Raw genomic sequence first — 12,582 nt, 5'->3', positions numbered from 1 at the left:
ATACAGAGTTTCAAACATGTCTATCTCGAATTTTATTTATATTACTTAAGCTATTAAGTAAATAGGCTTCTTATTATCAAAAAAACGAAATGCAACTAGATATGTGCAGTTACATATATTAAATGCGTTAAGGATATTATAATGATCCATGCTTTTATTAAAAAAGGGAGCTTTCAGGATTCCGTCAGCCTGATGATAATTTCCCGAAAATTAAGTGAAGCCCCTGAGGTGGAAGAAATTTCCGTCATGATGGGAACACCAGCGAATAAATCTCTCCTTGATGTCACCGGTTTTTGGCATGACATTTTTAACGAAGCGACACCGAATGATATCTGTGTTTCGATTAAAGCTGAATCAGACGATCCCGCTATTATCGAGACTATCTCCAGTGCGTTAGAAGAAGCCTTAGCTGATATTGCTAACGGTCAAAAAAGTGGTAATAAATTAACCACTGTACGTAGCTGGCGTACGGCTAAACAAAAAAGTCCTAACGCTAATATGTTGCTTATTTCTATTGCCGGTGAGTATGCGGCAGAATTAGCTGATATGGGATTAGAAGATGGCTGTAATGTGATGCTATTTTCCGATAACGTCTCTATTGCTGATGAAAAAGCATTAAAAGAAAAAGCCGCCGCTAACGGATTGATAGTCATGGGGCCTGACTGTGGTACGGCAAATATTGCTGGCGCACCTTTAGCCTTTGCTAACATTGCACCGAAAGGCTCTATTGGTATTGTTGGTGCATCAGGGACAGGAATTCAAGAGATCACCTCACAAATTGTATTACAACGCCAAGGGGTTTCTCATGCAATAGGTCTGGGGGGACGAGATCTCAGCGAGCAAATTGGTGGCATTAGTGCTATCACGGCTATTAATATGCTGGCGGCAGATCCTCAAACCCGTGTGATTGCTTTTGTTTCTAAACCTCCCGCGCCTGCAGTACGTGAAAAAATCATTGCAGAAATGAAGCGTCATAATAAACCGATAGTGGCGCAATTCTTAGGAACAACACCAGAGAAATATCAAGACGATAATATCTATTTTACTCGCACCTTAGACGAAACGGCGCGTATTGCGGCTACGTTAGCACGTGTTGAAGATAGTGCTGCTCAGTTACCTAAAGTGACAGGTAAAAAGATTATTGGATTATATGCGGGTGGAACATTAGCGGCAGAATGCGCGATGTTGTTATCTGAGCAACTCAATGTGGCGGTAGATAACGAACATAAGCAAGGTACGATGCTCGATGCACAAGGGCATAAAATTATTGATATGGGCGATGATTTTTATACCCAAGGCAAACCCCATCCAATGATAGATCCTTCTACTCGCAATAAATTTATTAGTGAATTAAGTAATAAGCATGATATTGGCGTATTACTGGTCGACTTTGTGATTGGTTATGGTGCAACGTCAGATCCAGCAGGTGCATTAATTCAAGAAATTAAAAAATTAAATGAAAAACGTGGTGAAGCTAATCCACTGATTACTATCGCCACTATTACCGGTACGCAGGAAGATCCTCAAAACCGTAGTGAGCAACAAAAACAGCTACAAGATGCAGGTATTATTGTGATGGATACCTTGCCAGAAGTCGTACTGTTAGCCAAAGAATTAATCCAGCCACATCCAGTAGAAGCCGCTGCTGAAATTTCACCACTTTTAAATGGGATCTCCGTGATCAACGCCGGATTACGCAGTTTTGCTGACGATCTGCAATCCAGTGGTACGCCTGTTGTTCATTATCAATGGGCACCTGTCGCAGGTGGTAATAAAAAACTGGCTGAAATATTAAAGAAATTGAAATAAGGAATTGCAGATATGTACTCAACTATCGAACAAGCGAATGAAGCAGTTATCGAACGTATCCGTGAAGCCCGTCCTCACTGGTGTGATGTGAGTTTAGCAAAAGAAGTAGTACCAACTTTAGCAACAGGAAAAAAATTACTGCATGCAGGACCTCCTGTAACTTGGCAAGAAATGAGTGGCCCTGTCCGTGGCGCCTGTATTGGTGCTAGCTTATTTGAAGGTTGGGCTGAAAATGAAGCGCAAGCCTTGGCTATGTTAGAGGCGGGAGAGATTGAGTTTATTCCTTGCCATAATGTCAATGCAGTAGGGCCGATGGGCGGTATTACTTCTGCTCATATGCCAATGCTAGTGATTAAAAACCATGTTCACGGTAACTATGCTTACTGCAATATGAACGAAGGTATTGGTAAAGTGATGCGTTTTGGTGCTTATGGTCCTGATGTACAAGAACGTTTGCATTGGATGCGTAATAGCTTAGCTCCGGTATTAAAAGCAGCTTTAGCCACCATTGAGAATGGGATAGACCTTACGGCAATTATGGGTCAAGCCATTACGATGGGGGATGAATTCCACCAACGTAATATTGCAGCTTCTGCACTATTGTTACGAGAGCTGGCGCCAATTCTTAGCACATTGGATTTAGATGTGGCTGAGATAACCAAAGTGACCAAATTCCTCAGTATTACTGACCAATTCTTCCTTAATTTAGCCATGGCTTATTGTAAAGCGGCGATGGACGCAGGAGCACAAATTAAGCAAGGTACGATTGTGACGGTAATGACGCGTAATGGTAGTAATTTTGGCATCAAAATAAGTGGTATGGGTGATCAATGGTTTACAGCACCTGTTAATACGCCACAAGGATTATTCTTCTCTGGTTTTAGCCAAGCAGATGCCAACCCTGATATTGGTGATAGTGCTATTACTGAAACTTTCGGTATTGGTGGTGCGGCAATGGTTGCAGCTCCGGGAGTAACCCGCTTTGTCGGGGCATCGGGTGGTATGGATGCAGCACGTGAAGTGACAGAAGAGATGGCTGAAATCTACCTTGCTCGTAATATGATGCTACAAATACCGACTTGGGATTTCCAAGGTGCGTGTTTAGGTTTAGATGCTCGTCGAGTTGTTGAAACGGGTATTACACCGCTAATTAATACGGGTATTGCTCATAAAGAGCCGGGGGTTGGGCAAATTGGCGCAGGAACGGTACGTGCACCTTTAGGCTGTTTTGAAAAAGCGATAGTGGCACTGGCAGAAGAATTAGGCATTGAAGCTTAATCACGTTTTGTAATAACACGGTCGTCAGGGGGCAATATGCAAATTCAAGCACTTCAAACCAGTCAGCATATCTTTGCTTTTGAAGGTGAGTTTAAATGTGTCGGCATTTATGAACATGCTTTGAATTTTATTTGCCCTCAGCAACGCTTAATCACTTTTCATCGGCAAGGAAGAGGATTAAGCCCGATGGGGTGGCTACTGAAACAAGCCGATTTTGATTCTTTGGCTAAGCAGTGTCATCCCGCTTTGAAAATGCGGATGAAAAACAATCAAATCGCAATCGCAGATAATATGACATTGATTGCCGGTGATAGTGAAAATTTGCGTTTACAAGATAAAGCGACATTAGATTTACGATGGTTAGAGAGTTTTTTTTCTCTATTATCTCCGGTGATAGCGACAGGACTCTATGGGCCATTAAAAAACTATCGTCAAATCGCTCGACTTGATGAAATTAAGTTATTAACAAAGTTATTTTATCATCAATTGTCTGGAAAAGCGGTTAATTGGGCGATGTTTATTGGTAAAGGTCCAGGGTTAACACCGAGTTCAGATGATATGCTGGTGGGAATGTTATTTGCGCATTATTTAGCACAGCCAGAAAAATCGATTGAACATTTTTTTAATGAAACACCACCATTATCGTCATTAACTACGATAGTGAGTCAACATTATTTGGAATACGCCACACGGGGAATATTTTCTACCTATCTTATTCAACTAGGTAAAAAAATAAAAAATAAAGAGATTATTTTTAAAGATATGTTGGAAATACTCTCTATCGGTCATCATTCCGGTGCAGATACTTTACTGGGATTATGGATTGGTTATCAAATTAAACAACAACAGCGTATAGATTAATCTTTTTTTATTAAAAAGAAATTATAAACGTTCGGAAACGGATAATTATGAAAACAATTGTTATTGCTTTAGGCGGAAATGCATTATTACAGCGTGGCGAAATTTTATCTGCTGAAAATCAATATAAAAATATTGAATTAATGTCAGAGACAATTAATAAATTAGCGCAAGAGTACCGTGTTGTTTTAGTACATGGTAATGGGCCTCAGGTTGGGTTGTTAGCATTACAAAATCTTGCTTATCAAGCGGTTCCAGCCTATCCGTTGGATATCTTGGTCGCTGAAAGCCAGGGGATGATTGGTTATATGATGATGCAGAAAATCAATCAAAATAATCCTACGCAAGCAATTACTACAGTAATGACTCGTGTTTCTGTTGATATTAATGATGAGGCTTTTAGAGAACCGAGTAAATTTATTGGTCCTATTTATGAGGAAGCAGAAAAAGAAGAATTAATAAATAAATATCAATGGACATTTAAAAAAGATGGGCAATATTATCGCCGTGTCGTACCTTCACCAGCACCTCAAAAAATAATTGATATAGAGGCAGTAAAGCTTTTATTAGATAAAGGTCATATTGTTATTTGTGGCGGTGGAGGAGGTATTCCAGTTAATAATATAAATAATGAATTTATTGGTAGTGAAGCCGTTATAGATAAAGATTTAACAGCAGCTTTAATTTCTCGTGAGTTAAATGCAGAGCACTTTGTTATTTTAACAGAGGCTGATGCCATTTATAAAAATTGGGGAACACCAGAACAAGCTGCTATTCGTGAAGCAACACCAGAAGAACTTGCACCAATGGCAGTCGCTGATGGCGCAATGGGACCAAAAATCATGGCTGTCAGTGATTTTGTAAATGCCACAGGACAACAAGCTCATATTGGCGCATTACAAAACATTCAACAGGTTATTGAAGGTCAGTCTGGCACTTTAATTTATAAGTCTTAATAACATTCTGTCAGGAGCGTCATTATGAACGATGCACAAGTGAATGAGAGTAAAGGCAAAGTCCCTTATTGGGTCAAGCTGACGATTATTTTCTTTTTTGGTTGGATTGCACTGTATGGTAGCCGTGCCATTGTCGGTCCTTTAATGGTGAATATTGGTGCTGAGTTTGATCTTACCAAAGCGCAACTTGGCTCAATTATGAGTATTTTCTTTATTGGTTATACAGCACTGAACATTCCATCAGGCATAATTGGTGACTATTTAGGTAAGAAAAAAGTCTTAGTCACGGGGGTTGTGCTCTTTGGTGGATTTACCATTATCGCAGGGATGATGCCAACTTATGTCACCTTTATGTTTGCATGGGTGATGGTCGGGGTATTCCAAGGATTCTATTATGGTCCACAATATGGTTTATCTTCAGAAGCTATTCCAAAACATCGTATTACGCTAGGTAGTGCCATTATCAATAGTGGTATGGCGTTTGGTTTATCCATCGGTTACTACATCTCTAGTATTTCTGTCGGTGAGATGGGGATGAGCTGGCGTGCACCATTCTATATTATTGGGGTGCCTATTATTATCATTGGTTTGATGATGTTATGGATAATAAAAGATAAACCTAAAACGAAAGCTACGGATACGGCTCCTGATGCACCAAAACAGAAAACAAAACTGACGTTTAAAGATTTATTTGGTAACCGTAATATTAACCTTGCTTATATTACTATCTTCTGTTCAATCTATGGGTTCTTTGTTTTAGTCACTTGGTTACCCTATTATCTTGAAACCGAGCGTGGTATTACAGGAACACAGATCTCTACCATAGCATCACTCATGCCTTGGTTTGCTATTCCTGGCTCACTCTTATTTAGCTGGTTCTCTGATAAATTAGGCCGTCGTAAGCCTGTGCTATTAATTATGTTACCGTTGTCTTTGGTGGCTATTCTTGCTGTACCTATGTCAGATTCTATGCCGGTACTGATTGGTGCACTGATCTTATACGGGATCGTAGGGAAAATTAGTACTAATCCAGTATTAGTGGCGGTAGTGGCAGATAATTCACCACGCCATGCATTAGGGACATCTTTTGGTGTGTATAACTGTATTGGTATGCTAGGTTCAGTATTTGCCCCTACATTAACGGGTTTTTTATCAGATAAAACAGGAAGTATGGATTCCGGCTTCTATTTTGCTGCTATCCTGATTTGCATAGGTATTGTGGCAAGCTTATTTATTAAAGAAAATCCTGACGCCACAGCGACCAACTAACGCATTAAGTTTAATGTTATCAACAAGGGCAAACTTCGGTTTGCCTTTTTTAGTTAAGGGGATCGTAAAAAGATTGCACACTGGGATGCCCTTGTCGGAACAAATCAACCAGATAGCTGACAACGGCACCTTTTTTATCTTCGCACCAAGCTAGTGATAGGGGAGAATTATGGCGACGATTTTTCACTTCCTTTGCAATAAGTTGTCCACTATCAATCAGTGGCTTACATAGACTTAATGGTAAAAAACCGATCCCGACACCTTTTAAATGACATGCTAGTTTAGTATGTAAATCAGGCACTTTAATTTCATGTTGTCCAGATAGACGCCAAGCGGTGCGTTTGGAAAGATGGCGTGAAGTATCTTCAACATTGACGGCAGAGTATATCCGCATTTGATCATCACTTAATACCCCACTAACATTGGCTAATGGATGATTTGGTGCCACGACAAATTGCCATTGAATTTCCCCCATAGCACAAATATTAATATTATTTTTCAGTGATTCATTACCTGTGACACCAATGGCAAAATGGTAATCTTCATTAATTAACGCGTCCCATACTCCCATATAAACTTGTCGAGTAATATGAAATTGGGTAGAAGGAAAACGCTGGTGCAGGCAGGCTAACATACTGGCCACGGCGGTACGATCATAGAGTAAGTTATTAATAACAATATTAACTTGGTGCTCAACTCCCGCATTCATCTGCTGTAGCTCGATAGGCATTGATTCAAGCCAAACAATCCACTGGCGACATTTTTCTAATAAATATTCTCCTGCCGGCGTTAATGTGACGGTTCTTGTCGTACGATTAAACAACTGTGTACCAATATTCTCTTCTAGGGTTTTGATCCGATAGCTGATGGCCGCAGATGTTTTGTGTAACATCTCCGCCGCTTTAGTAAAGCTTTGGCAATCTGCTACTTGAATAAAAGTACGGATCATCTCTTGATCTAACATATTCTTTTTCCTGATGGTGAAAGAGGTAAAAGTCACATAATGTGTATGGTAAAAATAATCTATTTTTGTGTGATGGATACCTATCACAGTGCAATAGTGGGTATTTTTTATGCTGTCAATCGCTGTTATTTTGGCTTATTTGTTATTATATGTTGTATAAAATTTTTGTTATTTATAGATAAGCGATAAAGGGCATACTAACAAAAAATTTCAGCTAATGATGGGAAAATTAAGATGATCGATAAGTTAATAGTGTGACTGCTTTCACGTTTCACCCATCCTCTTTACTCGTATTAGTATTAAACGAGTAAAGAGACGGAAAGACTAAAACTTAAAATACAGCAGAATAATATAGCACTTACGCGATTTTAAAAGGGTAAGTGAAAAAGAGCAGGTGAGTGAGATTCAGTGCAAAATGAAAGAGTGTAGCAACCCAAAGCCTACCGCTCCACATCCACGCTAAGCCATAAATAATACCTGCCAATGAGGCGAAGATAATGAGTAATATTCCTCCGGCAAAATGGACTAAACCAAATAAAATAGCGGTAATAAATAGCGCGAGATAGGGAGATAAATAGCGAGATAGACTTTGCTGTATGGCTCCTCTAAATAGTGCTTCTTCAGCAAGAGAGACAAAGAAAATATTTGCTAACATAAAGGCGGGTAGCCATTGTGGCAAATGTAATTCAATAGCGAGTCCACCCAATGCCATTGCGAATAATAACAGTGCGGGGATCGCCATAGCCAGTAAAACCCATTGATATTTATTGGCTTTTTTTACTGGTTCCGTTTTAAATAATGTAGGAATAAAAATCATTAAAATAAAAGGGATTAATGCTTTATCGGCATTGAAATAAAAAGAGAAAGGGGGGCTATATTGCCCTAATGGAACATGTTTAATGTAGCGTAAGTTATTAAAACCAGGAATAAAATGAAAAGTTAACCCAACAATAATGGCGATAAATGCAAGAATAACAATAGTAGCAATAAGACGATTTGTTTTGTAATGGCGATATGCACAAGAGAGTAAAATCAAGCTCAATATAACCGGAAGTACATACCAAGTGATAACACCTGTTATAAATGCGCTAATGGTGGTTATAGCTAAAGTAGTAAGTGCAAGTTTGCGATGGAACCCTAATAACAATAAAGATAAAGCAAGAAGTAACCAAGTGATCATAATTATCTACAAAAAAATAAAAAGGAAACGCTAGATTAAAAGATAGTAATAATGTGATCTATGACAATAAGTTAAAAAAAGAAGTGGTCGGATTTCGAGTATGGGATTATTCTTATTTAATATGTTGATTTATAAAAATAAAGCTTAAGTATAGGTATTTTTAATTGAGTTAAAACAAGCGATTAATTACATTGACGATAATAACTCGATGATTTATTTATAGAAATGCTGGTAATAATTTTGCAGATTACCAGCATTTATTCAAAAGGGAATTACACGTAGAAATAGCGAATAACGTGGAAGAAAATAGGGGCGGCAAAGCACAGGGAATCCATTCTATCCATCATACCGCCGTGGCCTTCAATCATAGTACCGAAATCTTTTACGCCACTGTCTCTTTTTATGGCTGACATACATAAACCGCCAGCAAAGCCTGCGAGTGTGATGACTAAAGAGAGTAAAAAAGCAGCCCACCATGTGAAAGGTGTTGCCCACCATAACATCATCCCTATAAGGCTGGCTGAAATAATGCCGCCAAAGAAACCTTCGATGGTTTTATTAGGACTTAATTTCGGTACGATAGGATGTTTGCCAAATAGTTTACCAAACACATATTGTAAAACATCAGAAGTTTGTACCACGATCATCAAAAACAGTAATAAGTTAATATTACGTCCTTCAAAGCCTTCTATCGGTAACATTAATAATGCTGGAGCGTAGCTAAGGCAATAGATAGCTATCATGACACTCCATTGCACTTTTGCCATGCGTTCGAGAAAGTGATGAGTATCTCCGGAAAGCGCCATACGTGTTGGAATTAATAAGAAGGCATAAACCGGAATAAAGATGGCTAGCAAATTATACCATTGCACACCGACGAGAATATATTGGATAGGCAGCACGACAAAGAAACACCAAAAAAGTGCTTCGTGATCACCTCGATGAGTCGGGGTTAATGTAACCAATTCACGTAATGCAAGCCATGAAATTAAGGCGAAGAGGATAACTGAGCCTATTGTTCCAATACTAATAGCGACGGCAGAAATGATACACATGATCCACCAAGCTTTAATTCGAGAATTAAGATTGGTAATGGTTGAGGTAGGACCTTTGAGTGCCGCAAGGATCGCACCAATAATACTGGCAATAATTAAAAAGGAGAATAGCCCGATAAAGATCCAGAGAATTTCATTGTTGATACTATCCATGATGTAACTCCTCTAACGCACTTTTGGCTCTTAATAGAAATTCAGTCTTATCTTCATTTTCATGTGTCGGCTCAATAGGAGGGCCAAATGTGGCACTACAAATGATAGGAACAACAAGCCGAGAGCCTTTAGGAAGTACGCGGTTTAAGTTTTCAAGATAGATAGGGACTAATTGAGCTTGTGGATTGTTACGGGACAAATGCCAAAGACCAGCTTTAAAATCCTGAATAGACTCACCGTTACCTCTTGTTCCTTCAGGAAAAATAATTAGCGATTCACCTTTATCTAAAACAGCCTGCATCAGTGTAAGAGCATTTACTTTCTGAGGTGTAGTTGTTGTTTCACCATTTCCTTCAGTAACATTTGTTTTATTCGCGTGACGTGGGATCAAAACTGCACGAAAGATACGACGAGAAAGATAACGACGTAAACGGTTTTTATTCCAATAATCTTCTGCAGCAACAGGGTGCACAAATGGGCGAATATGGGGGGCAAGTGAAGACCAAATAACTAAACCATCTAGATGACTTGAGTGATTTGCGTAATAAATACAAGGTTTATCTTTCTCAATCGGAGATATTTGTTTGGCTCTGATCCCGGTTAAAAAACGGCAGATAGAGACTAAGACTGATGATATGATTTTTGCATCGAAAGAGAGTTTGCCATTTTTCATTCATCAACTCCTTGTGTTAAATCGCGTAAAATTTGGCGAGTTCTCAAAATGGTAGTAAGTACAGAGCCGAAGATAATGATCCACAGGGAGACTAAACAGAGCCATGCTCCCCATTCAGCGGGAATAAATGCAGAGATAATGGCAATACCGGTTAATAATGCCATTCTATGTTGCTTGGCCATTGGTCCCGTAAAACGCTGTTCTAACCCACAACTACCACCTAATACACGGATATAAGCTGTCATTACCGCAAAGAAAGCGGCTACCCAGCCTAAGGTAATAGCGATAGGAAAAGTGATGGATAAACCATAACCTACACCAATAATAATCAATGTATCAGCTATTCGGTCTGGTAGTTCGTTATAAACGGCACCAGCAGGACTTTTTAATCCGCCTTCAACTGCGACCATGCCATCGAGTAGGTTACAGATAAGTCTACCCTGGATAGCTAATGCACCTAAAATAAGAAGGATTGATTGAAGTAGGCCTTGGGAGTGAGCGAGAGCAAAGTAGAGAAACAAACCGGAGATAGCAGCGAATAGGATACTAAATAAAGAGATCCCATTGGGGGTAGCGCCTTTGCTTTGCAGCCAGCGACTACAGCGAGTTGCCCAGTTGGTTTGTCTTGCTTTTATAGGACGACGATTTTTTTCTTCATTATTCATTTTTTTTACAAAAAAATATTAGTGAGTACACAAGGTATTAGCATAATACGTTTAAGTAAAAAGAAAATGAAGATCAAATTATAAGATTATCTAATAAATTTTATAAGTGAATAAAAAAGTAGGCTCATTGATTAAGCTAGGATAAATATTCAATCGACAAAAAATACTTATTCTTTAGGTGTTAATACTTATTTTTGTTTAGTTGTTTTTACGTAATCATTTTTTCCTAAAATGATATTCCTATTATGATGTGGGTGAGTAGAAAAAATTTGTTATATATTAAAATAGCTCAACAATAAAGAGAATTAATTTCTAAATAATAGACTAAAAAGAACCAGAGTTATGACATCCATCAGCTATTTTATGAGGTTGTTTATGATTTTTTTGTTATTTTAATTATTTTTTCTATAAGGTAAATATAGATTAATTTAAAGTCACTAGACAATTACTGTACTTTATCTAGACATAAAAAAGAGACAGCGATTCCTTTTTTGTTCTTTTTTAATCAGCAATATTTTTAGTTAAAAAATAAGACAGTAAATCAGAAATTGATTGTCAATAGTAGTTATGTCTGTAAGAGGTGAAAAATGATTTATGTCAAATTAAATAGTATTTATTTTATCGTTTCGCCATTATTAACAATGAATAGGGAGGGCGTTATTAATAATAGCGATTATAAAAATAAAATATACTAATTGTTCAGGTTAGAGGTTGGAGTATTTGTATGACTTATGAAAGGGAGGCGTCAAAATAGGATAGCCTTCCCTTCTGTTGCAGAATGGAGCTTAGTATATTTATTATTTCCATATTCAATACTTATTCATCAAAAATAGAATATTTTTACAATACAGTTTACTCTCATTAATAAATAATAATGAAACGAAAGTCGATTAAGCTGTTATACAAGCGCTGGATATCATCTAATGATAAAGAAGATATACGGGCTAAATTTAATTGGCTCTTAAGTCATATTTTTTAAAGAAATCATATTCTTGTACTAGTTGTGGTAGTGATCTTATTTTTAGTTTTGTATACATATTCGAACGATGAACTTCCACTGTTCTTGGTGATAAAGAGAGCTTTTCGGCTGCTTCTTTACTGGTGTTACCGTCAAGGATCATCTCCATTACCTCTTTTTCTCTATTTGATAGTTTACTAAACTTATCTTTTAAAGAAATATAGGTTCTGAATTGCTCAACCTCACTTTCATAGTGTAAAAAAGATTCTGACACAATATTAAGAAGCTCATTGACGTTTAAAGGGCGAGTTAAATATTCGAAAGCCCCCGCTTTAAATGCGTTACGGCAACTTTCTATCGATGCATCTCCCGAAATAATTATAACAGGAATGATATTCTTTAATTTGTTTAACTCTTTTACCAACGCAATTGATGGCGATGCACTACTTTTAGTGTTAATTATGATGCACTCTTTATGAGCCCCTTTAGTTGATGAAAAATAGTACTTTAAAAATGCCTGTTCATTTGAATAGGTTTTCACATTTGCCGCTAAAGAAGAAAGCACTGCTTTAAGTTGAACTTTTGTGCTGTCATCTTCGAAAGTGATCAGATGGATTATCGATTCCATATGTTGCTCCCAATTTTATTCCTCTCTTAATCAAGAGTAAATGAGTAACGAAATTTGACTAATTTATAAATTTTCTATGTAGAGTAGTATTCACGTAACGGAGCCATAATAAGGATATATTAAATAAAAAAGTATT

At 37.8% G+C, this 12,582-nt stretch carries 11 protein-coding genes; 5 read left to right on the top strand and 6 right to left on the bottom strand.

Translation table 11 applies throughout. The annotated features are described in order from the left end of the window. Nucleotides 1-141 precede the first annotated feature (141 nt). The 5 genes from AACU98_RS17010 to AACU98_RS16990 are packed head-to-tail and all read left to right on the top strand — an operon-like array spanning nucleotide 142 to nucleotide 6,170. Nucleotides 142-1,809 carry an acyl-CoA synthetase FdrA gene (locus tag AACU98_RS17010; protein WP_004248663.1) on the top strand — a complete coding sequence of 556 codons (1,668 nt, stop codon included), beginning with the start codon at nucleotides 142-144 and terminating at the stop codon, nucleotides 1,807-1,809. Between the two features lie 12 nt (nucleotides 1,810-1,821). Then, on the top strand, nucleotides 1,822-3,087 hold the full coding sequence (locus tag AACU98_RS17005; protein ID WP_036905091.1) for a YlbE family protein: 1,266 nt from the start codon (nucleotides 1,822-1,824) through the stop codon (nucleotides 3,085-3,087). Nucleotides 3,088-3,123: 36 nt separating this feature from the next. Then, nucleotides 3,124-3,948 (top strand): DUF2877 domain-containing protein, encoded by an 825-nt coding sequence (locus AACU98_RS17000; protein ID WP_004248662.1) that lies wholly within the window; start codon nucleotides 3,124-3,126, stop codon nucleotides 3,946-3,948. 47 nt (nucleotides 3,949-3,995) lie between these two features. Then, nucleotides 3,996-4,901, top strand: coding sequence for a carbamate kinase (locus tag AACU98_RS16995; RefSeq protein WP_036905094.1), 906 nt, complete (start codon nucleotides 3,996-3,998; stop codon nucleotides 4,899-4,901). A gap of 24 nt (nucleotides 4,902-4,925) precedes the next feature. Further along, the gene (locus AACU98_RS16990) at nucleotides 4,926-6,170 is read left to right on the top strand and encodes an MFS transporter (protein WP_004250283.1); all 1,245 of its coding nucleotides are present in this window, start codon (nucleotides 4,926-4,928) and stop codon (nucleotides 6,168-6,170) included. A gap of 49 nt (nucleotides 6,171-6,219) precedes the next feature. Here the strand turns inward: AACU98_RS16990 and allS are convergent, their stop codons facing one another. The 6 genes from allS to AACU98_RS16960 form a co-directional block, all read right to left on the bottom strand. Beyond that, the gene (allS, locus tag AACU98_RS16985) at nucleotides 6,220-7,134 is read right to left on the bottom strand and encodes an HTH-type transcriptional activator AllS (RefSeq protein WP_004244295.1); all 915 of its coding nucleotides are present in this window, start codon (nucleotides 7,132-7,134) and stop codon (nucleotides 6,220-6,222) included. Nucleotides 7,135-7,492: 358 nt separating this feature from the next. Beyond that, complete coding sequence (locus AACU98_RS16980; protein WP_012368280.1) at nucleotides 7,493-8,314, bottom strand: CPBP family intramembrane glutamic endopeptidase; 822 nt, start codon at nucleotides 8,312-8,314, stop codon at nucleotides 7,493-7,495. A gap of 272 nt (nucleotides 8,315-8,586) precedes the next feature. Then, nucleotides 8,587-9,522, bottom strand: a complete 936-nt coding sequence (locus tag AACU98_RS16975) for a phosphatidate cytidylyltransferase (protein WP_004244293.1) — start codon at nucleotides 9,520-9,522, stop codon at nucleotides 8,587-8,589. After that, entirely contained in the window at nucleotides 9,515-10,195 is a 681-nt protein-coding gene (locus AACU98_RS16970; protein ID WP_049203223.1) for a lysophospholipid acyltransferase family protein, read from the bottom strand. The genes AACU98_RS16975 and AACU98_RS16970 overlap by 8 nt, the downstream gene beginning before the upstream one ends. Next, nucleotides 10,192-10,860: a CDP-alcohol phosphatidyltransferase family protein gene (locus AACU98_RS16965; RefSeq protein ID WP_004244291.1), complete on the bottom strand. Its 669-nt coding sequence runs from the start codon at nucleotides 10,858-10,860 to the stop codon at nucleotides 10,192-10,194. Before AACU98_RS16965 ends, AACU98_RS16970 begins: the two co-directional genes overlap by 4 nt. A 950-nt stretch (nucleotides 10,861-11,810) precedes the next feature. After that, nucleotides 11,811-12,446, bottom strand: a complete 636-nt coding sequence (locus tag AACU98_RS16960) for a response regulator transcription factor (RefSeq protein WP_004244289.1) — start codon at nucleotides 12,444-12,446, stop codon at nucleotides 11,811-11,813. Nucleotides 12,447-12,582 lie beyond the last annotated feature (136 nt).

Source organism: Proteus sp. G4380 (genome assembly GCF_963885725.1).
In the GTDB taxonomy this organism is placed as follows: domain Bacteria; phylum Pseudomonadota; class Gammaproteobacteria; order Enterobacterales; family Enterobacteriaceae; genus Proteus; species Proteus mirabilis.
This window is presented reverse-complemented; position numbering and strand designations above follow the sequence as displayed.